Source organism: Pseudomonas sp. Xaverov 259 (genome assembly GCF_019352915.1).
GTDB lineage: Bacteria > Pseudomonadota > Gammaproteobacteria > Pseudomonadales > Pseudomonadaceae > Aquipseudomonas.
In genome coordinates, this window is record NZ_JAAAFV010000023.1 from 86,427 (window position 1) to 110,520 (window position 24,094).

Here is a 24,094-nt window from a genome sequence, read left to right on the forward strand (position 1 = left end):
GTGCTGCGCGTTCGGGCTGAAACAAAGTGGCGACGAAAAACGGATGGTCCAGCAGTTCGATGGCGCGCAGGTCGCCCGTCGAATCGTGGCCGCTGGGGATCAGGTCGCCTGCGAGCAATGCCTGGGCGAACGCGGGGTTGATGCCGTAGCTGCAACGGTAGCCTTCGTGGGTGTCCAGGCTGGCGTAAGCCTCGGCGATGCGCGTGTAGGGCGCCAGGCGGATGCTGCCAGTGGCCTCGACCAGTGAACACGCAAGCGGCGTAATAACCGCGCGCCTGGCCTCGGGTGCCAGTTCGCCGTGCTCCGCATCCGTCCAGCCCAGCACGTTGCGGGCATATTCGATGACCGCGTGTTGAAAACCACCGCAGGTGCCCAGGAAGGGGCGTTTTTGCTCGCGGGCAAAACGAATCGCCCGCAGTGCGCCGTCGGCATCACGGTAGGGGCTGGCGGGCACGCACCAGAAGCCGTCGAAGGCATGCAGCTCGGTGGCCGGGGTGATCGAGTCCGTATCCAACCAATGCCATTGCACGCTCAGGCCCAAAGCGTCAGCAGCCTGTTGCAGCGCTACGGGGATGGCCTGGTGGGCCGTTACGTCAGGGTTGTAATCCCCGATCAGGGCGAGGTGCAGGGGGGTGGTTTTCATCGCGTATATCCCATGGCTTGTGGTGTCCTGGGGCGCACTATAGATTGGCGCTCACGCAATCAAAATTGGCGTTTGCCCACATGCTTAATGCAGCCACGCACTATCAACTGGATTACCCGGACCTGTCACTGATTCTCGCGCTGGTGCGTGGCGGCACCCTGGCGCGGGCGGCGGCGCTGTTGCGGGTGGACGTGTCCACGGTGTTCCGGGCGGTGCGACGGCTGGAGGCGGCCCTGGGCCAGACCCTGTTCGAAAAAAGCCGCGCCGGCTACCTGCCCACCAGTTTGGCCAGCCACCTGGCGCAGCAGGCCGAACAGGCCGAACAGGCGCTGGAGGCCGCGCGCATCGGCGTGGAGCAGGGCGGTGAAGTGATCAGCGGCACCGTGCGCCTGACCTGTACCGACTCGGTGCTGCAAGGCTTGCTGCTGCCGGCACTGGCGCAGTTTATGCCGGCCTACCCGGCGCTGACCCTGGAATTGAGCACGTCCAATGACTTTGCCAACCTCAGCCGCCGCGACGCGGACATTGCCCTGCGCCTGACCAAGACCCCGCCGGAGCATCTGGTGGGCCGCCGGCTGGGCACCGTGGCCTATCAGGTGTGCGCCAGCGCGGGGTATGCCCGACAAAACCAAGGGCGTGAATTGGCCGAACTGGCGTGGATCGCGCCGGATGACTTTTTGCCCGACCACTCCACCGTGGCCTGGCGGCGTGAACACCTGCCGGGTGTGCGTCCCAGTTATCGCTGTAACAGCATGTTGTCGGTCGCCGAGTTGGTGCGGGCAGGGTTGGGCGTGGCAGCGTTGCCGGACTTTCTGTTGCAAGAGGGTTTACAACCACTCGGCCCCGCGCTGGCGGGGCGTGATACGGCGCTATGGTTGCTGACACGCCCGGATTGCCGGGCACTGCGCTCGGTGGTGACCTTGTTTGATGAGTTGGGGCGGCATATTCGGCTGCCTTGAGCGTTGTAGCAAACGGGCTTCTCTGGCGAACTGGCTTGCTGCAAAAAGCGTGCTCGCCACAACAAGCCTGCCAGCAACAGTAACCTTGCCAGTCCCAAGAGAGCTCCTATGGACAAGCGTTTCAGGGCTTGCGCACAAACTGCTCATGCATCTCGCACGTCAACGTCTCGATACGCTCGGTCAGTTGTTTGGTCATTTCCGTCAACCGGGTGTTCTGCTCCAGCAACTCCAGCAACTGTTTGGTGGTTTGCGCGGCCTGGGCCTGGCGTTCGGTATTGGCGATGGCCAGGGCTTCGCGGTGTTGCGCATCGGCGTCGGACTGGGCTTTGTCGCGGGCGGCCTGGCGTGTCTGGGCCAGCAGGATCAGCGGCGCAGCGTAAGCCGACTGCAGGCTGAACGCCAGGTTGAGCAAGATGAACGGGTACACGTCAAAATGCGTGACGCCGGTGATGTTCAGCACCACCCACAACACCACGATCGCGGTTTGCGCGCCGAGAAAGGTCGGCGTGCCAAAGAAACGCGCGAAGGCTTCGGCCTTGAGGGCAAAGGTGTCGTTGCCAAAGGTCGGCGCCAGATGGGCGTGGCCGCGGTGGAAGCGCAGGTGGTCGACAGGTACGGCGTCTGGCTTGTCGGGGGTCATGGCGGGCTCGAATCCTAGGCGTTAAGACAAGCTAGCACTATAGACCGAGCCCCCCGCCGGGCACATGAAGAACCGGTCAGTTGTTGCCGCGCTCGTTGGCAAACGCGCTCACCGCCTGCACCGCCTCGGTGGTGCCTTCGCGAATCTGCAGGATCACCGTGCCTGCGCGGTTGGCCAGGTCGACCCCCAGCGCCGCGCGGTCGCGGGTGCTGTCCATGCTCTCGATGGCTTGGCGGGTTTCATCCTGGATCATCGCGATCATGCTGGAGATCTCCGCCGTCGAGCCGCTGGTACGGGCTGCCAGTTGCCGCACTTCGTCAGCCACCACGGCAAAACCTCGGCCTTGCTCACCCGCGCGTGCCGCCTCGATGGCGGCGTTGAGTGCCAGCAGGTTGGTTTGGTCGGCGATTCCGCGAATGGTGTTGACGATGGCGGTGATCTGCTGCGAACGCTCACCCAGCTTGGCGATCAGCTGCGAGGAGGTGTCGATGTCGGCGGCAATTTCGCGCATGCCACTGGCGGTTTGCTGAATCACGTCGGCGCCTTTTTCGGCCACATCCCGGGTGTTCAGGGAAATATGGTAAGCCTGGGCCGCACTGGCAGCATCGGCAGCGTGTTGTTGCACCCTGGCGGTGACGTCGGAGGCGAACTTGACCACTTTGCACAGACGCCCGCTGGCGTCGTACACCGGGTTGTAGTTGGCTTCGAGCCACAGGGTCTGGCCGTGTTTATCGACGCGTTCGAATTGGCCGTTGAACAGTTCGCCCTGGTTCAAGCGTTTCCAGAACTCGCTGTACGCCGAGCTGTTGGCCAGCTCCGGCGTGCAGAACAGTCGATGATGTTTGCCCTGGATCTGCGCCAGGCTGTAGCCCATGCGCTGCAAGAAATTGTCGTTGGCGGTGATGATGGTGCCGTCGAGGTTGAACTCGATCACTGCCATGGCGCGGTCAATGGCACCCAGCTTGGCGTTGGCCTCGCTTTCGGCTTGCAGGCGTGGGGTGACGTCCATGGCGTACTTCACCACTTTGATCACTTGGCCAGCCTCATCGCGCACCGGGTTGTAGCTGGCTTCCAGCCACACTGACTGGCCATTGCCGGCCAGCCGCTCAAAGGTGCCGGACTGAAATTGGCCATTGCGCAGGTGCGTCCACAATTGGTTGTAGTCGGCGCTGCGGGCAAATGCGGGCGTGCAGAACATCCGGTGTGACTGGCCCAGAATCTGCTCGGCGCGGTAGCCCATGGTCTTGAGGAAGTTGTCATTGGCACGCAGCACGGTGCCTTGCAGGTCAAACTCAATAACGGCCATGGAGCGCTCAATCGCGTCGAGAAGGCTGGCCTGCTGGGCATTGGTATGTTGCAGGGTACTGATGGTTTTTTTATGGGCGTTAAATAGCATGTTCGAGGGCTCGGGGAAGCACGCGTCAGAGGTATCCATGAATAGGCGCCTGACCCCGTATGGCCCTGGGCCTTACGGTTGACTTGCTCATTGTCAGCTTCCTGGTGCTGACAGAGGGGGGCGGAACAAGGGGTTCAGAGTGATCAGCCTGCCAAGAAGTTCGCCGTTAGGGCAGGACCATTATTGGGCAGGCGACCAGTGGCGGCATTATGCTATCGCTGCGAGGCGCGGGCGGAAGATTCAGACGAGGTGTTATCGGACAACTCAAGCGGAATGGGCGACCACGTAGTCGCTGACATTCACCCGGTTACGCCCGGTTTCCTTGGCTGCGTACAGGGCGCGGTCCGCCGCGTTGAGCCACATCGCGGCATCGCTGAACAGCGGCTGGAAGTCTGCGAGGCCAATGCTCAGGCTCACGCGCAGCTCGGGAATCTGCGTATTGCGATAGTTGCTGAATTTTTCGCGCATGCGTTCCATGACTTGCGCGGCTTCTTCCAGCGGCATTAACGGCAGAATCACGCAGAACTCATCGCCGCCGTAGCGGCCGGCCAAGTCTTTTTCCCGCAGGTGCAGACGCAATTCCTGACTGAGTTGGCGCAACACCGCATCACCGACAATATGACCGTAGGTGTCATTGATCTGCTTGAAGTGGTCGATGTCGATCAGCGCGATGGTGGCGTGGCTGCCTTGCTGCCGGCACTTGTGGAACTTGAGGTTCAACAGGTCTTTCCATGAGCCATGGTTGAGCAGGCCGGTGAGGCTGTCGATGCGGCTCAGGGCACTGAGGGCGCGTTTGTGTTCCGAGAGCTTGATTGCCAGTTGGTAGCAGACCATGCCGATGGCCATCGGGTAGAGCGTCAGCATCGGCAGACAGGTGTAGACCTGGCTGAGGCTGACGTTGGGGTTGAACTTGACCCCGAATACGCCCCACGCCACCGCAATACCCGCCGCTTGTGCCAACAGCCCGCGCAGAAACAAGCGTTTGCCGCCCGCCGCGACATTGTTCATGGTCATCATCGACAGCACAGTCACGGCCGTTAGAGGTGTGAACTGGGTGGCGGCGGCCCAGAAGCCACCGAACAGCGAGTCATAGAGCAGGTTGCGCTGTTCCGCCTGATAGGGAAATTGCGAACGGGCCGAGAGCTGATACGCCACATGCGCCCAGGCAAACCCATTGAACAGCAGGAACGCCCACACCCAGCCCGGCATCGCCAAGGGGTAAAGGGCGCCGGCCACACTGATACAACCGATACCCAGGCCGATGATCCTTGGCTTGTAGATACGTCTGGCAAATGAAAGCCCTTTGCCTCGTCTGTTTTCCATAGTGTTCCGGGTCAGCTCTTTTTTGCGGGTACGACAGCGCGCGTCAGCGGGTAGAACCGTTGATCGGATATTAAGTGTGAATATTGTCAGTTATTCGCGTGGGAATAATCAGTGTCCTTCCAGGCCATTTGCGCAGCGCCGCGTGCGAATACGCCAAAAGCGACCTGGAATGTCGCGCATGCAACAGGTTTACTGCGGCCCAGGAGCACGCACTTCGTAACCGGCCAGGAACAGGTCGATGGCCGATTCAATTACGCCGGCCTGGCAGGCGGCGTCCAGCACCGGTTGGCCGAGGGTGATCTGCGGCCAGAACGCGAACGCCTTGAGCAAGCTTTGTATCTGGTGGGCGGCGAAGGCGGGGTCGGTGCAGGACAGCCGGCCGTCTTCCTGCGCGGCGCGTACCCACTGGGTGAAGCCTTCTTCGCGCTTGCTCAGGCGGTTGACCATGTCTTGCGCGCGTTCCGGCGAATGGATGGTGGCGGCAATCGCGACACGGGCCAGGTCAAGGAAGTTGGCGTCCGACATCATCAGCATCTTGGCCTCCAGCAACCCGCGCAGTTGCTCGCGCAGCGGGCGGTCGCTGGCGTAGCTGACGTCCAGTTGGGCCACACTGCTGGCCCACAACTGGTGGAGGATTTCGGCAAACAACTCTTCTTTGCTGGGGAAGTGGTTGTACACCGTGCGCTTGGAAACGCCGGCGGTGGCGGCGATTTTGTCCATGCTGGTGACCTCGAACCCATTCGCGCGAAACTCGGCGATAGCGGCTGCCACAATGGCTTCGCGTTTACGGTCGGTGAGGCGCAGAGGTGCAGTCATGGTCGGCTCTAAAAGGAAATTACACTCGGTAGTTTACTTGCTCAGGGTTTTGTTGCAATCTAGAAACTACACTGTGCAGTGTAGTTGGTCTGCGCGGTGTATTTTATGAGCCGACCCTGGAGTCACTCTGCAATGGCCACGATTTCAACCCGTCTCGACCCCGCGCCTGCTGCGCCCAAGACTGCGGAGCAGGCGCCAGGGCATTTCAGCAACGACGCCCCGGTGCAGCACGGTGGCTTTGGCAAAACCTTGCGCATTTTCTGGAACATGTTGTTCAACAAGCCGCGCAGCACGCGCCCGGTGGGCAAGATCCCGGTGCAACCGCTGACGCGCGAGCTGCTGTTGGCAGCCCCCGATCACAGTGTGTTTCGCCTGGGGCATTCCACCGTGCTGCTGAAAATGCGCGGCAAGTTCTGGGTCACTGACCCGGTGTTTGCCGAGCGCGCTTCGCCTTTCAGTTGGGCTGGACCAAAGCGCTTTCATCAGCCGCCGATCAGCCTTGAAGACCTGCCGCCGCTCGAAGCGGTGATCCTTTCCCACAACCACTACGACCACCTTGACCGCAACGCGGTGACCCAACTGGCCGACAAGACCCGCTATTTTCTGGCGCCGCTGGGCGTGGGCGACACGCTGGTGAAGTGGGGCGTGGACGCCAGCAAAGTTCGGCAACTGGACTGGTGGGCAGGTACCGAGGTCGATGGCATCCGTTTTATCGCCACACCGGCCCAGCATTTCTCCGGGCGTGGCCTGTTTGATGGCAACCAGACCTTGTGGTGTTCCTGGGTGATGATCGACGGCGCGCGGCGGATCTTCTTCAGCGGCGACACCGGTTATTTCGACGGCTTCAAACGGATCGGCGAACAGTACGGCCCGTTTGACCTGACGCTGATGGAAACAGGTGCTTACAACGTCGACTGGCCTCATGTGCACATGCAGCCCGAGCAAACCTTGCAAGCGCACATCGACCTCAAAGGCCGCTGGCTGCTGCCGATTCACAATGGCACCTTCGACCTGGCCTTCCACGCCTGGCACGAACCGTTCGACCGCATCATGGCCCTGGCCTGGGAGCGCAACGTGTCGATCACCACGCCCGCGATGGGACAGGCGTTCAGCCTGCACCAGCCGGAGCGCGGGCACGCGTGGTGGCTGGAGGTGGAAACTCAAGGTGTAAAAGAACACGCAACGGGTTGAAGCGTTGCCGCCTGGGAAAAGGATTTTCAGGGTGTTTCAGGGCTGCGACAAACGCCAGATGAGAGTGCGATGATCCCGCGTATTCAATTGTCGGGAGTCGGGTTCTGATGGAAAAAAACTGTAGCGAACATTGGCGGTTGGGGATGCCGTGTTGCCCGGGCCTGTCCTTGCCTGTGACCGAGGAGGCAGGCAGCGCAGGGCAGGCGGACGAGTCCGTTCATGCTAAACCCGAGAATCTGAGCCGCGCAGGTATCGTCTTTGGCGCGGCGCACGTGGTGGGCGCGGCGCCGATTCCCGGCTACAACGCGCCGGCCCTACCGGCAAGACCCGCGCGGGATCCCGCGTTATCACTCGCGGCTTTAAGTGGTATCGACCCCACTGGGCCGGTCATGGTTGAAGTCCCCCTGGTGCTGAATAACACCAGCTTTACGGCTACCCAGTTGCTATCGGGTTGGCGTATCGGCTTTGCTGATCGCTATGTGCAAGGCGGTCATCGCGAAGCCGTCGAACACAGCGAAGCCTTGTGTGCAGCCTTCGCCCTCCTGCGCCAGGCCGGTGCGCAGCTGGTGCCGGTGGACGCGCGGCGTGAAGACAGCAGCCTGCAATTTTCCCTGCAAAGTAATGAGATCGACGACCTCGTGACCGCGCATCGCCTGGATGCGCTGGTCTCTGGCAGCGAGAGCGACGCGTTTCATCGTGCCTGTGTCAGCGGCTATCCCTCACTCAGCGAACCACTGGGCGATGGGGCGAAGCTATGGTTTTACGGTGCCCGATGGTCGCGTGATGCATTGCCGCTGTTGTTGCGTGCCTATCGCCAGATCAGCGCCGGCGCGTCAAAGGACTCGTAACAACTACAGGAAGTGCTTAACCCTCCTACGATGTGAAGGGAGACTGCCTGAAGGTCTTGAACACCTGGATTTTTTAGAATGGCGGACTACATCCCGTATGAATTCTGAACTCAGGAGAGACCTTTATGACGGTTGCCTACAGCATCTATTCGATGATTCGTCAGGCTGCGCAAGCCCTGCCGGCGCAGACCTCGTCCGTAACCGCGACGCCAATAGCTGCAAAGCCCGTTGCGCCAGAGACTGCATACGCAAGCGTTCGCGAACTGGGCGAACAAATGGCTCGGCCGAACGGGCTTACGTCGCTTGATCTGGTGAACTTCCTGCAAGAGCGTATCCGCACGCTGGACCCTCAACTGTGCTCTGTCATCGAACTCAACCCTGATGCACTCGAGGCTGCGCGCGAACTGGACCGTGAACGCGCCAATGGCAAGGTGCGAGGCCCGTTGCACGGCATACCCATTTTGCTCAAGGACACCATCGAAACCACCGGCATGCAAACCAGTGCAGGCGCATTCGGTCTTGTGGGGGCGGCTGCCGGCAAGAATGCTCCTCTTGTCGATTACCTCATCAAGCAAGGGGCGGTGATCCTGGGTAAAACCAACATGACTGAACTGGCCGGGTTTCGCGGTGGCCCCGATGGCTGGAGTAGCCGAGGCGGGCAAACACTTAACCCTCACCGTGCGGGTGCCGACGTCGGCGGCTCCAGTTCGGGGTCTGCCGCAGCGGTAGCGGCCGGGCTGGCACCTCTGTCGGTCGGTGCAGAAACCAATGGTTCGATCATCGTACCGGCGGCGCTTAATGGTGTGGTGGGGCTCAAACCCAGCGTGGGCTTGTTGGATCGCAACGGGATTATTCCCGCCAGCCGCCGACAAGACACACCCGGCCCTATGGCTCGCTCGGTGTATGACGTTGCGTTGATGCTCAATGCCATGTCCGGCAGTGACCCTGGCGATCCCGAAAGCCTGGGCGCCCCTCAAGGCATCGACTACACCACACTGCTGGTGCCAGGTGCGTTGAAGGGCAAGCGTATCGGTTATCCCCAGACCTTTACCCTCAACGGTGTAAGTTTGCCGGTAGACAACAGCCCGCAATTTAGCAAGACACTGCAAGTACTTCGTGAGCAAGGCGCTACGTTGATACCGATCAACCTGCGGCTGGCAGATGCTTCACGTTATGACGAACTATTGCTCTCGGACGTGAAGGAAGAGCTGAATGCCTACCTGGCCAAACGTCCGGGCCTGCCGGTCACATCATTGGCCGAGTTGATAGCATTCAACCAAGACCGTGATGGCACCGTGGAGGACCATCAACCGGAACTCAAGAAAATCAGCGCCTCCACCCTGACCCCGGAGCAACGCAAGACACTGTGGGACGAGCTTATCCAGAAATTTCGCAGCTCTGTGGATGACCCGATCAAGGACGAAAACCTGGATGCCATGGTGTCCGACTATGAGACCAACATCTACTTCGCGGTTGCCGCCGCAGGTTACCCAGGGATCACCGTGCCTTCTGGGACGAATGAAGATGGCTTGCCGACCGGTGCCTATTTCTTCGGCACCCGCTGGGCCGAGCCCGATTTGCTGGCAGTCGCCTACGGGTACGAGCAGGCTGCCCAAGCCGGTGTAAAACCCGAGCTGTAAATGATGCGTTGCGTGCTACTGCGCGTATTACACTCACGGCCATGGAGGGCAGGCATGGCCTACAAAATTCACATCCTCGGTGCTGCGGGCGCCGGTACCTCGACTTTGGGCCGGGCTCTGGCCAAACGCCTGGGCGTTGCTTATTTCGACTCTGACTATTTCTACTGGCAACAAACGTCAGAGCCTTTCACCGTCGCCCGGCCCAAGGATGAACGCATCCGCCTGCTGCAGGAACAGAGTGCCGGCCTTGAGGGCTGGGTACTGTCCGGTTCACTGTGCGGCTGGGGCGATGCCATGATCCCGCAGTTCACCCATGTGGTGTTCCTGCGCCTGGACCCGCAGTTGCGCCTGCACCGCCTGCAACTGCGCGAAGTGCAACGCTACGGCGAACAGATCCTGGAAGGCGGTAGCCGCCACGAAAACAGCGTCGCATTCCTGGCCTGGGCCGCCCGTTACGATGGCGGTAACCACAGCTTACGCAGCTTGAGACGGCATGAAAGCTGGTTGAAACCGCTGACCTGCCCGGTGCTTCGGTTGGACTCTACGCACCATTCGGCTGAGGCGTTGGTGAGTCATTTGATGCCGCTGCTGAGCCCATCAATCGCGAGATGAGGCTGGGTGCGGCGGGCTCGGCGGGGGCGGCCTCAAACTTGCGCGCGCTCATCCCCCAGCCCGGCGCAAACCCTGGGAAAAACACCAGGCCTTCAGCCTCCAGCCGGAACGCGAGGGCTAACCGAACTTCATCCTCGACCTCGCCCAGGCTTTCAAAGCGCTGAACCACCTCCACCGCCAACCCGGCCTGGCGGGCCAGGTCTTCGCGGCTCCAACCCAGCATCACGCGGGCCTGTGTGCTGTGCTTGGCGGTGAATTGGTGCAGGACAATCTGCTGTTCTACGTAAGAGCTCATTGCCAGAGAGGACATGGGGTTTCTCCAGGTTCGACGGGGGAAGGCAAACTATACTGTGTTTTTGTACAGTTGTTTGTACCGCTCATCAACTGGATTTTTTATCGGGTTCTCACTTGCTGTCTCCAGAAGGGGCTGTGGAGGTTGCAACGCTCGCAGGTGAATAGGAAAATCCACAGACTGATCGAGCTGACGAGAGAACGACGCCATGTCTATTTCCGAAAGTGATTGGAAGAAATTCAAAGGCTTGAGGGCATTGGCCCTTGATCGCTTTTGCCTCGGTGTCCTCGCGGATGCCAGGACCATCAGTGAGCACGATGCATTGTCCGCTCACGCCCGGTACCTAATGCTGTACGGCGTGATTCATGCCCGCAACAAGGATATGGCCGATATGTTCGACTATTACAGTCGCTCATCAACCTATTCGTGCCTGGCATTAATGGTGCACCAGGACCTGTTGACCGACGCCGAGTTGGCAATACTCAGCGAAGAAACGCTTGATGCCATCAGCTATGCCGTCAGACAGCCTTATGAACTTGAGTGGGTTGAAGAGCGATTGCCCCGCGAGTAAACAGGGCGCACATGGCGTTAATCACTTTGCGCAGGAACACAGTGTGCTGACATTTAATTGCTCACAAGCCGGCAGCGACTTTTTCAGCCGTATTCACAAGGGTAAGAAAATTACCCCCGTTGAAAAACCACCGATACCAAGCGCAGAGGGGGATGCGCTGCACGCAGACCCTAACCAGTGGCTGGTCCATGCGGCGACAGTTAAACGTAAGCATGTGCTGGTGGCGACGCATTTGAAGACGCGCTACAGCATGCTGTTTTTCGATATGAAAAAGGCCGATGATGCGGGTTTTGTGAAAACATTTACCCATCGCTGGGCCGATGGTGTGATGAATATAGCGTTGAAGTGTGGCGTGCTGGACATACTCGCGCCGCAGGTGTGTGATCCGCTGCTGAGTGGCTTGGGGAGCACTTATTGCTTTTACCCGCGCAGCGACCGCAGCAGCCAGGGCCAAATCAATGAAATCCTGCGCGTATTTAAATGGGACGCTGAAGGTTTCGACTTTGTAAAGCAGCCGTGGAGTGCGCGACGTTATGACGAAGCCATCAATCGCACGCCCAGAACCATTCCCGGGATAAAGGGCTATGGTTGGCCGGAGGAAGAAATGCTGATTCACTGGCTGACGGCATTTGGCGCGATAGACGCGGCCACCGCCCGAGCTGTACGCGAACATTACCGGCAAGCTCGGCGATCACGCGCCCTTTCCTAATGCTCCTGCATTCCTGGCGCCTCACGAATGATCAGGTGGTCCAGGTTCTCGATATTGGCGCTGAACACCCCGAATGTCTGCTCGGGGTTCTTCTTGCTCGGCACCTGTTTTAGCTCCGGCGTCACGCCGTAAAAGAAGCAATATAAAGCCCGTTCGCTACTGGCTGCCGCCTTGATCTGCTCCAGGAATGCCGTGCGCTTGCGGTAGTTTTCGATGAGTTTTTTACTCAGGTAGACGTTCACCGAATAAGGCTTTTTGTCGAGCCACACCTTTTTTTCGAAGTCGATGCGAAAGCTGCTGGTGTAGTCCTTGATCGCTTTGATCTTGCCCCAGTAGATCAGGCCTTTGTTGTCTTGCAGGTATTCGATCTTTTTGAAAAACGTCCAATAGGTAGCGGAGTGCTCGCCAACCTTCAGCGGCATGGCCTTGAGCTTGTCCTTGTCGTCGATATTCGACACATAGCACTCGACCGGGTGTGCGAAGACGCTGGTTTTGTCCGGGGTTGTGTCGTTGCTGGCGTGGGATGAGCGGGTACTGGTTGCAGGCGCCTTCGCCGAATCTTGTGGGACGCTTCCCTCAATGACGACGGGCGGTGTCTTGCGCTGGTACTGACGCCGCGTCAGTACAAATTCCGATGGGAAATTATCCTCGCGCTCGTCGTCGCTTTCACCCGTCGCAGACTTGTGCGTGCTGGCATAGCGGCAGCCGTCGATATGCCGGGTGCTGGTCTTGTTCTTGAAGTGTGGCGTGCGCTGGTAATTGACGTTTTTCGCGTTGAATGTACTCAGCGTATTGCCCGTTTCGAACGCCGCGCGGCATTCATCGTTGGGGCACAGGAAGCTGTCCTTGTCGGAGTCGAAGTCGGCGGTTTCGTCGAAATTCAGGTCTCGAACGTCGTAGATCGACAGCTTGTCGTCGAGACTCAGGCTGTAGGCCGTGTCGAATTTCATGGGGCTCGGGTCCGTGAGATGAATGACTGGATATTACGCAAATACCAGACTTTACGGAGAGCAAAATGTGGGAGCGAGCAAGCCCGCTCCCACATTAGATAAGAGGCGTGTCAGGTACACGTCGGCCACTCAAGAAACACAAAGTGCCGCCCATCGCAGTGAGTGCGCCCAACGCATAGAACATGCTGGTCGGCGCAGCGTTGATCAGCAAATAGCCGCAAATAACCGGGCTCATCGCTCCGCCGAACGCCGCGAGGTTTTGTGCGCCGTAGTAACTGCCGCGCAATGCGTCGGGGGCGATGGTGTCGATAAACAGGAATTCCGACGGGTAAATGATCATCTCGCCCAAGGTAAACACGAACATCGCCAGGCACCAGGTGAGCAGACTGTCGGCCTGGCTGAAACCGATCAGCCCGGCAATGAACAGCAACGTGCCCAGCACGATCCAGTAGCGCAGCTGTTCGCGCTTGAGAAACCGGCCAATCTGGTACTGCATCGCAATCACGGTGATGGCATTGCAGGCCAGCACTGCCGACAAAATCTTCAGCGCCTCGGCGGGCTTGTAGGCCACCAGCAGAAATTGCGACAGATAAAGGGTGTAGCGCCCGTGGACGATGGTGCTCAACAAGCTGCCACTGGTGAACAGGATCAACGTGCGGTCGCTGCGCAAGGTGCGCAGGGTGCTGAGGAAGCTCAAGGGTTTGTGGCTGTCATCGCGTTGAGTCGGTGGGATGCCGATCATCAGGAACAGGCTGCCAAACGCAATGGCGCTGGCGATCAAGAACGGTGCCAATTGCATATGCCCGGCAATCACTACGCCGACCATCGGCCCGGTGGCGTAGCCGACGTTGGTCAGGGTGTAACGCAGGGAAAACACCTTGGCGCGATCACCCACGGGCAAGTTCTCGCTGATGATGGCTTTGGAGCCAATCAGGAACAGCGCCGAGGCGGCTTCGGTAATCACCAGGGTCAGGGTGGTGAGGTAGAGGTTGCTGGCGAACGTCAGCAATAGAAAACCGATGGAGCTGGAAAGCATGGCCAGGATCAGCAGCTTGCGCTTTTCCAGGCGGTCGATGATGTAGCCGCCATACAGGCCCAGCAACGTGGCGATGAATACGGCGATGCCCATCAGCAGGCCGATATCCTGCTGGTTGAGGCCCAGTCGGGTACTCAAGAGCAAGGTCAGCAACGGGCTGGTCATGGCGCGGCTGACCACGATGGTCACCGAGCAGATCATCAGGCGGCGGATTACCAGGGAGTAGGTGGCCACGATGGGGCGAGCGTCCTTGTTGTTTTTTCAAGACAACACAGATCAACTGTGAACACAGAACCAATTTGAATACAGAGCTAATGTGGGAGCTGGCTTGCCTGCGATAGCGGTGGGTCAGCTTGAATATTGTTCACTGGCGCACCGCCATCGCAGGCAAGCCAGCTCCCACATTTTTAGATCGTATGTTTACTGGCCGGCATTGATGCTGATTTTTTCCACCGCACCCTGCTCCAGATCCCACTTCTTCAGGATCTTGCCGTAGGTGCCATCATCCACCATGCCCTGCAGTGCCTCACTGATCGCCGTGACCAGCTCAGTGTTGCTCTTCTCAATCCCTAGCCCCGTGAACTGCTTGGAAATCGCCAAACCCACCGGCTTGTACTTGCCCTTATCCAGCGACATCAGATAAGGAATGGTCTCGCTGCCCTGCATCGCCGCATCCAGACGGTTCTGCTGCAACTGCGCGCGTGCATCCGCCGAGCCCTCAGTGCCGATCACCACAATGGCCGGCTTACCGGCGGCTTCGCAGTTTTCCTTGCTCCACGCGGCAATTTCCGACGGCCAGGTAGTACGGCGGCTGGTGCCGACTTTTTTACCGCACAGGTCTGTCAATTCCTTGAGGTCTTCACGCTTGGCCAAGGTGTACAGCTGCGGGCCGCTGGTGAAGTAGTCGATGAAGGTCACGGCCTTTTGGCGTTCGGCGGTGTCGCTCATGCCCGACAGCACAATGTCGACGCGCTTGGTGGTCAGGCCGCTGAGCATTTGCTCAAAGCCGGTTTCCTGCCACTTGATCTTCACACCCAGGCGCTCGGCCAGGGCATTGCCCAGGTCGAAATCCAGGCCCGTGAGCTTGTTGGTGGCGGTGTCCTTAAAGTCCATCGGCGGGTAGTTCGGCACGATGGCCGCGCTGATCTCACCCTTGTCCTTGATTGCCGCCGGCAATGCCGCGAATACACACGAGGAGGCCATCAGGCCTGCGAGCAACGTTGGGATAAACAATTTTTTCATGGGGGCGTTCTCGTTAGTTTTTTAGTTAAGTGCGAACGGCAGAAATAAAGCTTTGGGTACGCGGGTTTTGTGGGCTTATTAGAATTTCTTCGGGGCTGCCGGCTTCCACAATCTGGCCGGCATCCATAAACACCATGCGGTTGGAGACTTCGCGAGCGAAGCCCAATTCATGGGTGACCACGATCATGGTCATACCGGTGGTAGCCAAATCACGCATCACCGATAGCACTTCTCCCACAAGCTCTGGGTCGAGGGCTGACGTGGGTTCGTCAAACAACATCAGCTTGGGGCGCATCGCCAAGGCGCGGGCAATGGCCACGCGTTGTTGCTGGCCGCCGGACAATTCCACCGGGTAAGCATTGCGCTTGTCCGCCAGGCCGACGCGGGCCAGCAACTCCAATGCGTCTTCGATGGCTTCCTTGGGCGAGCGCTTAAGCACCTGTACCGGGCCTTCGATGATGTTCTGCAACACGGTCATATGCGGGAACAAATTGAAACGCTGGAACACCATGCCGGTGGCCAGGCGCTGGCGGGCGATCTGCGATTCATTCATCTCATGCAGCTTGTTGCCGACCACCCGGTAACCCACCAGCTCGCCGTCGACCCACAGGCCGCCCTTGTCGATTTTTTCCAGCTGGTTGACGCAACGCAGCAGGGTGCTTTTACCCGAGCCGGACGGGCCAATGATGCACATCACTTCGCCTTGCTCGACCTCGATATTGATGTCACGCAGCGCGTGATACTGGTCGTAATACTTGTTCAGGTTGACGGCCTTGACGATGCTTCTCATGGGGCAAATCTCCTCAACCCAAACTTACGAACGCTTGCCGGCGCCGCGGGCAAAACGACGCTCAAGGCGGCTTTGACCAAATGAAAGAACAGTCACCACCGCCAGGTACCAGATACCGGCCACAATCAGCAGCTCCATGACCCGCGCGTTGGCGTAGTAGATGTTTTGCGCGTTGTGCAGCAGCTCCGAGTACTGGATCACACTGGCCAGGCTGGTCATTTTCACCATGCTGATGAACTCGTTGCCTACAGGTGGAATGATCACCCGCATGGCCTGCGGCAGAATCACCCTACGCAGAGCTTGCAAGCTCGGCATGCCGATGGACTTGGCGGCTTCATACTGGCCGGTATCCACCGAGAGCAACCCGGCACGCACCACTTCGGCGGTGTAGGCGCCTTGGTTGATACTCAAACCGAGCAGGGCGGCCACGAACGGCGTCATCAGGTCGACGGTGTCGATGCTGAACACGCCGGGAATCGCGATTACCGGAAAAATCAGCGCCAGGTTGAACCACAACAGCAGTTGCAGAATCAGCGGCGTACCCCGGAACAGCCAGGTGTAGGTGATGGCCACATACCGCAGGATCGGGTTGGCCGACATGCGCATGATCGCCGTGATCACCCCGATCACCACGCCCAACGCCATCGCCAGGATCGACATGACGATGGTGTTGACCAGGCCCCAGAGGATGGCTTCAGACGTAAGGAACTGGCCGATGTAGGACCATTCGATCTGGCCATTGGCAAATGCACGCAACAGCGCGGCCAGGGCGATCACGATCAAGGTGGCAAAAAACATCCGCCCGTAATAACGCCGAGGCACGTGCTCGTACTGGGTGATATCGAACTGGTTCTCGGACAACTTGCGCTCGGCTTCCAAGCGCTCCGCCGGGGTTTGGTTCATGGTGCTACTCCAAAAAATATAGGTGTTGCACGATCGTTCCCACGCTCTGCGTGGGAATGCATCACGTGACGCTCCGCGTCACCATTGCGCAGAATTGGAGCCATGCAACGGGACGCGGAGCGTCCTGGGCGGCATTCCCACGCAGAGCGTGGGAACGATCAGATTCGGAATCCGGTGTAACTCTCAGCCCATTTTTGCTGAGCCGCCAACGCCACCTTCAACCGCCCAATCTGCTCTCTCACCCGCTCCGGTGCCGTCCCACCCCAGCCACTGCGCGCCGCAATCGCCGCCTCCAGGGTCAGGCAGTCACGCACCTCAGGCAGCAACCGAGCATCCACCTGCGCTAACATCGCCGGCGAGGCTTCCCACAACTCAATCTCCTGCTGCTCACAGGCCTGCACCAACGCGCCGGTAATCTCATGCGCCTCTTTAAACGGCACGCCTCGGGTGGCCAACCAATCCGCCACCTCGGTCGCCAAGGTGAAGCCCATCGGTGCCTGACGCCGCAGCTCCTCTACCTGCACCTTCATGGTCGCCACCATCCCGGCCATCGCCGGCAGCACCAGCAGCAAGGTGTCGACGCTGTCCAACACACTGTGCTTGTCTTCACTCAAATCGCGGTTGTACGACAGCGGCAAGGATTTAAGCGTCGACATCAACCCGGTCAGGTTGCCAATCAAACGCCCAGCCTTGCCCCGTGCCAGTTCGGCAATGTCCGGGTTCTTTTTCTGCGGCATGATCGAGCTGCCGGTGGCGTAGGCATCGTCCAATACCACCCAGCGAAATTGGCGCGACGACCACAGGCAAAACTCCTCCGACAGCCGCGAAATATTCACCCCGAGCATGCCCGCCACAAACAGGAATTCCGCCACATGGTCACGGCTGGCCACCGCATCAATGGAGTTTTCGCACGGCCCGGTGTAGCCCATCTCCTTGGCCGAATGCTCGGGCTGGCGCGCAATTGCGGAACCGGCCATGGCTGCGGCACCCAACGGCGACAACGCCGTGCGCGCGTCCCAATCCACCAAACGTTGCACATCACGCAACATCGACTGCGCATGGGCGAGCAAGTGGTGGGCGAACACAATCGGTTGCGCCTGCTGCAAATGGGTAAAGCCCGGGCAAATGCTGTCGATGTGTTGCTCGGCCTGCTCCACCAACGCCTGCTGCAAACCCAACACCTCGGTGGTGATGGTGCGCGCGTGGTCACGCAGGAAAAGGCGCAGGTCATTGGCGGTCTGGTCGTTACGCGAACGCCCGGCGCGCAATTTGCCGCCCAAGGCGCCCAGGCGCTCGGTCAATACGCGTTCGATAAAGGTGTGTACGTCCTCGTCATCCAGGGTCGGATGCAGGCGCCCGGCGGCGAAATCGTCACCGATACGGTCCAGGGCTTCGAGGGTGCGTAAGGTTTCCGACTCATCCAGCAACCCGGCGCGCTGCAATTCACGGGCATGGGCACGGGAGCCGGCCAGGTCGTAGGGTGTAAGGCGGAAATAACGCTCGGGGCAGCGGGACAACGCCGCCAAAGCAGCAGACGGGCCGGTCTTGAAACGAGCGCCCCAAAGGCGGTCGGTGGGCTGGGACATCGGTATTCCTCACGCTTGTTTTTAGAAGAGTCGGAGGCAGTAAAAATAAGATTTCAACTAGACTGAACCAGCGTCTGACGCGCCGTATTCAAGGTTGCCAAGGGCGGATGTTTATGTTCATTATCGCCGCCTGGCTATGTTCAAGGATTGGGTTGAAGCCTGTTGAATATGGCACTTGAGGTCAACGCGTATTATGGAAACCCCACTTTCCACTTCTGGAAACATGCCGCCAAAACCCGGCACACGACCGCCCCTGCAACTGAGCGGGCTGGACTTCAAACTGCTGCGCGTGTTCATGGCCGTGGTCGAAGCCGGCGGCTTCAGCGCCGCGCAAAACGAGCTGAACGTGGGCCTCGCCGCCATCAGCAAACAGATCTCCGACCTCGAAATTCGCATCGGCATGCGCCTGTGTAAGCGGGGCCGCGAAGGCTTTGGCCTCACCGAAGAAGGCAAGTTGGTGTATCAAGCCTCCATCGAGTTATTTACCTCGGTAGACAGTTTTCGCGACAAGCTTAGTTCGGCGCAAAACGAGCTGATTGGCGACCTTAGTGTCGGCGTTATTGATAACACCGTCTCTGACGTTAATTCCCCGCTAATAACCGCACTGGGTAAATTACACAGCGAATCGCCGAAAATTAGATTGCGCTTGCATGCCTCGCAACTCGACGAAGTTGAACGCGGCGTGGTGGAGGGCCGCCTGATTGTCGGCATCGTCCCGGTGTACCAACGCCGCGAAGAATTCGACTACTTCCCCCTCTACGAAGAAAAAGCCCACGCCTACTGCGCCGTAGGACACCCACTGTTCAACGCGAGCGACACCACCCCAGAGGTGCTGCGCCAATACGAAGTGGTCAACCACCGGTACGCGATCCATCGCGACAAAGCCAACTTCGTCACCTACGACAGCCAGTCCGCCTCGGCCTCACAGGTGGAAGCCGTCGCCATCCTGATCCTCACCGGCCGCTTCTTAGGCTTTTTGCCGGAACACTACGCCGCGCCATTGGTGAGGGAAGGGCGCTTGCGTGTGCTGTGCCCGGAGCAGGTTCACCTGAGCACAGCGTTTAACCTGATCCTGCGCCATAACGCGCCAAGAAGCCCGATGGTAAAAGCCTTTGCAACGGCGCTGGGTGTGGACCTGAAGACGCCGGCCTAAGCCTCAACAATGTTCAAATGTGGGAGCTCTCGAGCCCAAGCGAGGCAGCGATGGGATCGCCTCGGTCCAGCCTCCGAGCACATCCATCTGCATCGACCCCCTAGCACCCCATGCTAGTGAGCTTCCCAGCCTGAAGCCGATCCCAATGTGGGAGCTCTCGAGCCCCAGCGAGGCAGCGATGGGATCGCCTCGGTCCACCCGCCGACCCCACCCACCCGCATCACCGCTGCAACTTGCCCTGCTTCTTCTTCGAATGAAAATGCCGAAAATGCGCATCCTGCGCCGCCGCCAGCAACTCCCGATCCCCACGCGTATCGCCCCAAGCCCTTAACCGATACTCACCCAAATCCCCATACACCGCCTCAAGCCGCAGCACCTTGTTCTCACAGCGGCAATTATTCCCCGTGAGCTTGCCCGTCAACACGCCGTCGACCACCTCAAGCTCAGTGCCGATCAACTTGATGCCCAGCCGATTCGCAAACGGCTGCAACACCAACGCTGGCGACGCCGAACACAGCGTCACCACCGCCCCGGACCTCACCTCATCTTCCACCGACTGCAAGCCCTTGGGGCGCATCAGCTTGGTCCAATAGCGCTGACAATACGCCTCAGCCTGCTGCTGCACCCACGCCTTCTCCACGCCCGTCATAAAGGTGCGGATCAACTGCGCCTTCAACTCATCCCGGCTGATTTGCTGCAGCAAAAATCGCAACCCAGGCACGGCGAGTTTGACCATCCGGCCATAAAACTCAACTGGGCCGAAGGCGAATTTGAGGAAGGGCACGAAACTGTCGTGGTGGGTGAGGGTGCCGTCGAAGTCAAAGACGGAGAGTACTTTGGCGTCGATGGGGCCGGCTTCGAGCATGTCTGGGTTCACGGGTTGGCCTCGGTCCTATCTAGTATTTTTTGAGCGTTCATCAGGTGTGACCACTGGAGTTTACTCCCGTGCCAATCTTCCGACTTTGGAGTAAAGCCCCTCAGTGAAAGCCTCCCGGTCACTCGACCGGTGACAACGCTGATGGCAATTGGGGCACAAGGCTACAGCATTGGTCGTGCGATCCGAACCCTTCTGGGCGAGGTGCTTGACGTGATGTACTTCAAGAAATGGCAAACCATCGACCTCGAAAGGTGCGTTTGAACCGCAGCCTTCGCAGATGCCCTTGGCTTCTTTTAGTACCCAGGCGCGTACCTTTGGGTCGCGGACAAAGGCGGTGCTGACGGTCGACACTTTCTGCGGGTTGGCGATGCCATCCGGTAGCTTTTGGAAAGGTTGCTGCTGCAGTTTGGATGCGCGGCGGATAAGCGTTTGCTCATCTGCCGTTTGGGCTGCGTCTTCGGATTCGAATACACCCTGCGCGGCAAGCGCTCGGCGGATGCGTTGCTCAACGCCCGTACCCACGTTTTCTGCAGGCTTATAGCCTTCGATACGGTCCCAGCCCATACGCACAAGCACGGTGGAGATGTTTTGCATGCGAAATTCAATTGAACCCTTCGCGCGACCCGCCACCGGGCCTTCGCGCAGGAGGCGGTTTTCGAGGGCTTTGTTAAAAGGCTGGCCGTTTTTCTCCCAGGCCAACATCTTCAGGTACGCCTCGACCGCCGCTGCCAACTCCGAGTCGCTCCAGTCCGTTTTGTCTTTCGCAATATCCATACAGCCGCCGAGGGTAGAAAACCCTCGGACGATACTGAGTAGCCATTACTGCGTCTACGAAATTTCCTACGAATCGGTGGGATTTACCGTTCGTTATCTTCAGTACAGTCGCTGCTTAATTCGGAAAATTTGGGTGAGCTTTCGCCACCACGGAGTCTTTGCTGACTCCCTCAGATAGGTCCGATTAACCAGCAAATACGGCATGTCCCGAAGCCGTATCCAGCCCTCATCCTGCCAATGCAGCAGGTTCAACGACATCTCCGGCCAATCCAGCATGCTCAACAGTGGGCGTTCCACCGTCCTTGGCTGACGTTCGTCCCGCAACGTCGGAACCACTTCATGAGTGAGCCAACTACGGAGAAGGCGATTCCCCGGTGTGTAGTGATAGACCAACAGCGCGTAAGCACCGGATTCGCTGATCATCAGCATTTCTTCGGGCTGACCGTGGAACAGCAGTTTTAAAGTTCTTCGTTGGTCTTCATCAAGCTTGCGAGTCGTGCGCTCATCTAGGAACCACCCCATTAAGCGCCCAAGATCGCGAGCGCAGAACCACGGTTGGTTCTCCAGTAGGAGGGCGTGCAATGGGAGATTTTGGCGGGTGAAGACAGTAGGGGAGAAGGGATCATGCATGGCGCACCGCCTTTATCAGAGGTGCTTGAAGGACCGTTCTTTTGCAGTAGATAGCCTTCGCAAGGAAGGTGAAAATTCTAGGCATTTCCATTACCTCTGTGTGATGTCAGCTTTCTTAGGGCTGGGTGCCGGGAGTTAAGAAACCCCACACAGAGGGCCGGACATATTCCCCTTTCGGGTCTTGTATTAGCCCACTCCCGGCATAACAGAGATTTTCTATGCCCACGGAGAAACCGTAGGCACAAAAAAGCCGCTACTGTCGGGTGCGGTCAGTCCGCTGTGTGAGGTGTTTCTTAGGCACCAATAGCAAGACTAGAGCGTTCTCTGAGCTTGGTCAATCTTATGCGGTCGCCGTCGATGGCTTACGACGTTTCGGTACCTTAGGTTTGACTTCAGCGAACTCCGCCTTGATTTGTTGAACCCAATCTGGCAGTACCCCGATTAAATCAAGCTCGGAAAATTCGACATATTTTTTAGCAAATAAATACTTTATGTCTTGCCCTTGGAAAAATTCCTTTATAGCCAACCTTCCGGAAACTTTTAGGTCCATGCAGTCTGCTGAATTTTTGGCACTTTCGATGAAGTCGCTTTCTCCTAGTACTTTTAGTATGTCGGGATTATTAAAGTGCTCTAAAGTTTGAATGTAAAGAAGTGGTTCTAGAGCATCTTCTATTTCGGTTGCGGGTATTTTTCGAATGTCATTGATGTCGACTAGTTCAATATTGTTGTTGATATTTAAAAGCCTTTTGACAAGCAGGTTGTCTAGGGAGTTGTCTTGCTCAAAGGTTTTTGCTTCTATATCCGTGTCAATTAGGCATAAGACTTTTCCCGTTATAGAAATATTTTTATCTTGGAGTGGGGTTTTGATGTAACGTGCCATCCTCAATACCTCGGCGGAACCTCCGCAAGGTAAAATACATAATCTCTGCTTGTCTATCTCTTCAGAAAAGTAGTGTTCAAAATAGACCTTCTCAGAACTCCCTTCACATATTATCCAGTTGTAACCATTTTGCAGCGATTCGATTATCGACTGTGTCAGGTCGTTATAGCTTTTTAATTGAACCGAGTATGGTGGGGTGTTTTGCTTTAGTTCTTTCTTTTCTTGTGCTATTTGCTCTCGATAATTTGAGAGATTAAAAGAGTCTTTGAGGATTTCATTTCCTTCTTTGGAGATGAGTATGGATTTTCCGCTACTTAAAATTGGGAGGTGTCCGTACCAATGGGTCGTAATAATAAGTTGTGTATTGTTTTGTGCGATTTTTTTCAGGTTTTCAAATTGATTAAAACAAGCGCTTACGTGTAACGAGCTTTCTGGTTCGTCGATTGCTAGGATTACGTCTTTCTGTCGATCCTCACCATGTACGAGATAGGCGTAAGCCAGGTCTACTAGCGCTCTGCGTTTCTCTCCTGAGCTCAGGTGCTGAATTGGCACTTCTGAGCTGCCGACTTTCCTATGCAGTATTTTTACTGAGAAATAGGCCTCAATGGTTTTTTGTACAATGTCGAGCTTTGTCAGGTTTTTTCTTTTTCCCGTCGATTTGTATTTGTATTCAGGTAAGTTTTTCTCAATTTCTATCAAGAAAGTGTCTAAATTTTTATTGATAGCTTTAACTGTTTTGTCATCAATGGCTACGCTAACCTCTGTATGGATATTCTTATCCATAAGAATTTGCATATCGGCAGCTTCTAGTTTTGTAAATGAGTTTACGTTTGTTTCTACGGGGATGTATAGGTAGGTTATGTTGTCAATTAACCAGCTTAAAAGCTTTGAGGATTCTGCCTTGAAGTCAAGTTTTGCATCGTCAAATAGTTTCTTGAGCTCTGGTTCAAAAGTAAGGAAAAATGCATCTTTTTCATTGTGCCTTTTGCCAATAGCTAAGAGGTAATAATCGGACTCTTCGTTTGAGGATTTAATGATGTCGCGATGGTTATAAAAGTCTTCAAGAGCAGATTTTTTTGAACTTGACCAAAAATAGTTACTTATTATCTCAATTGTGGAAATTGACTCTTCGCTAAGAAGCTCTCTGGAAGCATTCTTTGATATTAAAAATAACGGGCTAATAAATGGGGTTTTGTCGTTGGTGCTAATTCCACCTTCGAGTTGAGCCTGTTTGTTTATTACCCAGTCCTTAGAGTCTTTGTGGTTGAAGAATTTATCAAGGGCGTCAAGTATTGAGCTCTTTCCGACACCATTTTCACCAATTAGTGAGGTGAAATTTTCTCCGTCGGATAATGGTATGTAATTTATATTTTTGTATACGCCGTAGTGCCGGAGAAATAAACCTGTAATTAAAATCATAAGAGCTGGCCTTTGACTTGATCTGGATTGAGCTCACACTTGTTGGATTTCAGGAAATAAAAAAGCCTCGCTAATGCGAGGCTTTATTTAGCGTCCTAACATCCCTGTAAGGTGCGCTGTTATAGCATGGCGTTAGGCCACTATCAATCCCAGCTCAGCGCGCCGCCGGTCTGGTACTCGATCACACGGGTCTCAAAGAAATTCTTCTCTTTCT

At 57.3% G+C, this 24,094-nt stretch carries 24 protein-coding genes; 8 read left to right on the forward strand and 16 right to left on the reverse strand.

All coding sequences use genetic code 11. From position 1 onward, the window contains the following. On the reverse strand, window positions 1-643 hold a 643-nt coding region (locus K0H48_RS07490), incomplete at its 3' end, for a CTP synthase (protein WP_219266995.1). A gap of 80 nt (window positions 644-723) precedes the next feature. Between K0H48_RS07490 and K0H48_RS07495 the strand changes: the two genes are divergently transcribed. After that, on the forward strand, window positions 724-1,602 hold the full coding sequence (locus tag K0H48_RS07495; protein WP_219266996.1) for a LysR family transcriptional regulator: 879 nt from the start codon (window positions 724-726) through the stop codon (window positions 1,600-1,602). A gap of 121 nt (window positions 1,603-1,723) precedes the next feature. On the opposite strand, the gene K0H48_RS07500 is transcribed toward K0H48_RS07495, so the two are convergent. From K0H48_RS07500 to K0H48_RS07515, 4 genes are all read right to left on the reverse strand, one after another. Beyond that, complete coding sequence (locus K0H48_RS07500) at window positions 1,724-2,242, reverse strand: DUF1003 domain-containing protein (RefSeq protein WP_200433189.1); 519 nt, start codon at window positions 2,240-2,242, stop codon at window positions 1,724-1,726. Window positions 2,243-2,318: 76 nt separating this feature from the next. Further along, window positions 2,319-3,638 carry a PAS domain-containing methyl-accepting chemotaxis protein gene (locus K0H48_RS07505; protein ID WP_219267168.1) on the reverse strand — a complete coding sequence of 440 codons (1,320 nt, stop codon included), beginning with the start codon at window positions 3,636-3,638 and terminating at the stop codon, window positions 2,319-2,321. Between the two features lie 264 nt (window positions 3,639-3,902). Then, entirely contained in the window at window positions 3,903-4,961 is a 1,059-nt protein-coding gene (locus tag K0H48_RS07510) for a diguanylate cyclase (RefSeq protein ID WP_219266997.1), read from the reverse strand. A 189-nt stretch (window positions 4,962-5,150) separates the two neighbouring features. Next, window positions 5,151-5,777 (reverse strand): TetR/AcrR family transcriptional regulator, encoded by a 627-nt coding sequence (locus tag K0H48_RS07515; RefSeq protein WP_219266998.1) that lies wholly within the window; start codon window positions 5,775-5,777, stop codon window positions 5,151-5,153. A 132-nt stretch (window positions 5,778-5,909) separates the two neighbouring features. Between K0H48_RS07515 and K0H48_RS07520 the strand changes: the two genes are divergently transcribed. The 4 genes from K0H48_RS07520 (at window position 5,910) to K0H48_RS07535 (ending at window position 10,068) form a co-directional block, all read left to right on the forward strand. Then, the gene (locus K0H48_RS07520; RefSeq protein WP_219266999.1) at window positions 5,910-6,968 is read left to right on the forward strand and encodes an MBL fold metallo-hydrolase; all 1,059 of its coding nucleotides are present in this window, start codon (window positions 5,910-5,912) and stop codon (window positions 6,966-6,968) included. A 107-nt stretch (window positions 6,969-7,075) separates the two neighbouring features. Continuing rightward, window positions 7,076-7,816, forward strand: a complete 741-nt coding sequence (locus K0H48_RS30680; protein ID WP_257626878.1) for a hypothetical protein — start codon at window positions 7,076-7,078, stop codon at window positions 7,814-7,816. 125 nt (window positions 7,817-7,941) lie between these two features. Next, window positions 7,942-9,456: an amidase family protein gene (locus K0H48_RS07530; RefSeq protein WP_219267000.1), complete on the forward strand. Its 1,515-nt coding sequence runs from the start codon at window positions 7,942-7,944 to the stop codon at window positions 9,454-9,456. Window positions 9,457-9,510: 54 nt separating this feature from the next. After that, window positions 9,511-10,068: an AAA family ATPase gene (locus K0H48_RS07535; protein ID WP_138814170.1), complete on the forward strand. Its 558-nt coding sequence runs from the start codon at window positions 9,511-9,513 to the stop codon at window positions 10,066-10,068. Here the strand turns inward: K0H48_RS07535 and K0H48_RS07540 are convergent. Then, a complete protein-coding gene (locus tag K0H48_RS07540; RefSeq protein ID WP_219267001.1) occupies window positions 9,998-10,378 on the reverse strand; it encodes an XRE family transcriptional regulator in 381 nt (126 codons plus the stop codon). The two genes, K0H48_RS07535 and K0H48_RS07540, sit on opposite strands and share 71 nt — an antisense overlap. 190 nt (window positions 10,379-10,568) lie before the next feature. Here K0H48_RS07540 and K0H48_RS07545 point away from each other — a divergent pair, with 190 nt between their 5' ends. Together K0H48_RS07545 and K0H48_RS07550 are read left to right on the forward strand one after the other, a co-directional pair. Then, window positions 10,569-10,931: a hypothetical protein gene (locus K0H48_RS07545; protein ID WP_219267002.1), complete on the forward strand. Its 363-nt coding sequence runs from the start codon at window positions 10,569-10,571 to the stop codon at window positions 10,929-10,931. 43 nt (window positions 10,932-10,974) lie between these two features. Then, complete coding sequence (locus K0H48_RS07550) at window positions 10,975-11,640, forward strand: hypothetical protein (protein WP_219267003.1); 666 nt, start codon at window positions 10,975-10,977, stop codon at window positions 11,638-11,640. Here the strand turns inward: K0H48_RS07550 and K0H48_RS07555 are convergent. The 6 genes from K0H48_RS07555 to argH form a co-directional block, all read right to left on the reverse strand. Next, a complete protein-coding gene (locus tag K0H48_RS07555; RefSeq protein ID WP_219267004.1) occupies window positions 11,637-12,590 on the reverse strand; it encodes a hypothetical protein in 954 nt (317 codons plus the stop codon). The genes K0H48_RS07550 and K0H48_RS07555 overlap by 4 nt on opposite strands. Before the next feature lie 94 nt (window positions 12,591-12,684). Then, the gene (locus tag K0H48_RS07560; RefSeq protein WP_219267005.1) at window positions 12,685-13,860 is read right to left on the reverse strand and encodes an MFS transporter; all 1,176 of its coding nucleotides are present in this window, start codon (window positions 13,858-13,860) and stop codon (window positions 12,685-12,687) included. A 186-nt stretch (window positions 13,861-14,046) separates the two neighbouring features. After that, window positions 14,047-14,868 (reverse strand): ABC transporter substrate-binding protein, encoded by an 822-nt coding sequence (locus K0H48_RS07565; protein WP_219267006.1) that lies wholly within the window; start codon window positions 14,866-14,868, stop codon window positions 14,047-14,049. A gap of 25 nt (window positions 14,869-14,893) precedes the next feature. Further along, window positions 14,894-15,658, reverse strand: a complete 765-nt coding sequence (locus K0H48_RS07570; RefSeq protein WP_017134648.1) for an amino acid ABC transporter ATP-binding protein — start codon at window positions 15,656-15,658, stop codon at window positions 14,894-14,896. A gap of 24 nt (window positions 15,659-15,682) precedes the next feature. Next, window positions 15,683-16,561: an amino acid ABC transporter permease gene (locus K0H48_RS07575; protein WP_105695533.1), complete on the reverse strand. Its 879-nt coding sequence runs from the start codon at window positions 16,559-16,561 to the stop codon at window positions 15,683-15,685. A gap of 158 nt (window positions 16,562-16,719) precedes the next feature. Next, complete coding sequence (gene argH / locus K0H48_RS07580) at window positions 16,720-18,147, reverse strand: argininosuccinate lyase (RefSeq protein ID WP_219267007.1); 1,428 nt, start codon at window positions 18,145-18,147, stop codon at window positions 16,720-16,722. Window positions 18,148-18,340: 193 nt separating this feature from the next. Here argH and K0H48_RS07585 point away from each other — a divergent pair, with 193 nt between their 5' ends. After that, on the forward strand, window positions 18,341-19,300 hold the full coding sequence (locus tag K0H48_RS07585; protein WP_219267008.1) for a LysR family transcriptional regulator: 960 nt from the start codon (window positions 18,341-18,343) through the stop codon (window positions 19,298-19,300). 220 nt (window positions 19,301-19,520) lie between these two features. Here K0H48_RS07585 and K0H48_RS07590 read toward each other — a convergent pair whose 3' ends face one another. From K0H48_RS07590 to K0H48_RS07605, 4 genes are all read right to left on the reverse strand, one after another. Next, complete coding sequence (locus tag K0H48_RS07590) at window positions 19,521-20,165, reverse strand: HAD-IB family hydrolase (RefSeq protein ID WP_219267170.1); 645 nt, start codon at window positions 20,163-20,165, stop codon at window positions 19,521-19,523. A 72-nt stretch (window positions 20,166-20,237) separates the two neighbouring features. After that, the gene (locus K0H48_RS07595) at window positions 20,238-20,951 is read right to left on the reverse strand and encodes an HNH endonuclease signature motif containing protein (protein ID WP_219267009.1); all 714 of its coding nucleotides are present in this window, start codon (window positions 20,949-20,951) and stop codon (window positions 20,238-20,240) included. Between the two features lie 99 nt (window positions 20,952-21,050). Then, on the reverse strand, window positions 21,051-21,581 hold the full coding sequence (locus tag K0H48_RS07600) for a Bro-N domain-containing protein (protein WP_219267010.1): 531 nt from the start codon (window positions 21,579-21,581) through the stop codon (window positions 21,051-21,053). Window positions 21,582-21,921: 340 nt separating this feature from the next. Continuing rightward, window positions 21,922-23,880, reverse strand: a complete 1,959-nt coding sequence (locus tag K0H48_RS07605) for an ATP-dependent endonuclease (protein ID WP_219267011.1) — start codon at window positions 23,878-23,880, stop codon at window positions 21,922-21,924. Window positions 23,881-24,094: the final 214 nt, after the last annotated feature.

Coding starts and splice junctions, on each gene's coding strand:
- K0H48_RS07585 (WP_219267008.1), top strand. CDS start 18,341: ATGGAAACCCCACTTTCCACTTCTGGAAACATGCCGCCAAAACCCGGC.
- K0H48_RS07495 (WP_219266996.1), top strand. CDS start 724: ATGCTTAATGCAGCCACGCACTATCAACTGGATTACCCGGACCTGTCA.
- K0H48_RS07530 (WP_219267000.1), top strand. CDS start 7,942: ATGACGGTTGCCTACAGCATCTATTCGATGATTCGTCAGGCTGCGCAA.
- K0H48_RS07545 (WP_219267002.1), top strand. CDS start 10,569: ATGTCTATTTCCGAAAGTGATTGGAAGAAATTCAAAGGCTTGAGGGCA.
- K0H48_RS07515 (WP_219266998.1), bottom strand. CDS start 5,777: ATGACTGCACCTCTGCGCCTCACCGACCGTAAACGCGAAGCCATTGTG.
- K0H48_RS07510 (WP_219266997.1), bottom strand. CDS start 4,961: ATGGAAAACAGACGAGGCAAAGGGCTTTCATTTGCCAGACGTATCTAC.
- K0H48_RS07505 (WP_219267168.1), bottom strand. CDS start 3,638: ATGCTATTTAACGCCCATAAAAAAACCATCAGTACCCTGCAACATACC.
- K0H48_RS07500 (WP_200433189.1), bottom strand. CDS start 2,242: ATGACCCCCGACAAGCCAGACGCCGTACCTGTCGACCACCTGCGCTTC.
- K0H48_RS07520 (WP_219266999.1), top strand. CDS start 5,910: ATGGCCACGATTTCAACCCGTCTCGACCCCGCGCCTGCTGCGCCCAAG.
- K0H48_RS07605 (WP_219267011.1), bottom strand. CDS start 23,880: ATGATTTTAATTACAGGTTTATTTCTCCGGCACTACGGCGTATACAAA.
- K0H48_RS07575 (WP_105695533.1), bottom strand. CDS start 16,561: ATGAACCAAACCCCGGCGGAGCGCTTGGAAGCCGAGCGCAAGTTGTCC.
- K0H48_RS07600 (WP_219267010.1), bottom strand. CDS start 21,581: ATGCATGATCCCTTCTCCCCTACTGTCTTCACCCGCCAAAATCTCCCA.
- K0H48_RS07570 (WP_017134648.1), bottom strand. CDS start 15,658: ATGAGAAGCATCGTCAAGGCCGTCAACCTGAACAAGTATTACGACCAG.
- K0H48_RS07540 (WP_219267001.1), bottom strand. CDS start 10,378: ATGTCCTCTCTGGCAATGAGCTCTTACGTAGAACAGCAGATTGTCCTG.
- K0H48_RS07535 (WP_138814170.1), top strand. CDS start 9,511: ATGGCCTACAAAATTCACATCCTCGGTGCTGCGGGCGCCGGTACCTCG.
- K0H48_RS07590 (WP_219267170.1), bottom strand. CDS start 20,165: ATGCTCGAAGCCGGCCCCATCGACGCCAAAGTACTCTCCGTCTTTGAC.
- K0H48_RS07595 (WP_219267009.1), bottom strand. CDS start 20,951: ATGGATATTGCGAAAGACAAAACGGACTGGAGCGACTCGGAGTTGGCA.
- argH (WP_219267007.1), bottom strand. CDS start 18,147: ATGTCCCAGCCCACCGACCGCCTTTGGGGCGCTCGTTTCAAGACCGGC.
- K0H48_RS07565 (WP_219267006.1), bottom strand. CDS start 14,868: ATGAAAAAATTGTTTATCCCAACGTTGCTCGCAGGCCTGATGGCCTCC.
- K0H48_RS30680 (WP_257626878.1), top strand. CDS start 7,076: ATGGAAAAAAACTGTAGCGAACATTGGCGGTTGGGGATGCCGTGTTGC.
- K0H48_RS07555 (WP_219267004.1), bottom strand. CDS start 12,590: ATGAAATTCGACACGGCCTACAGCCTGAGTCTCGACGACAAGCTGTCG.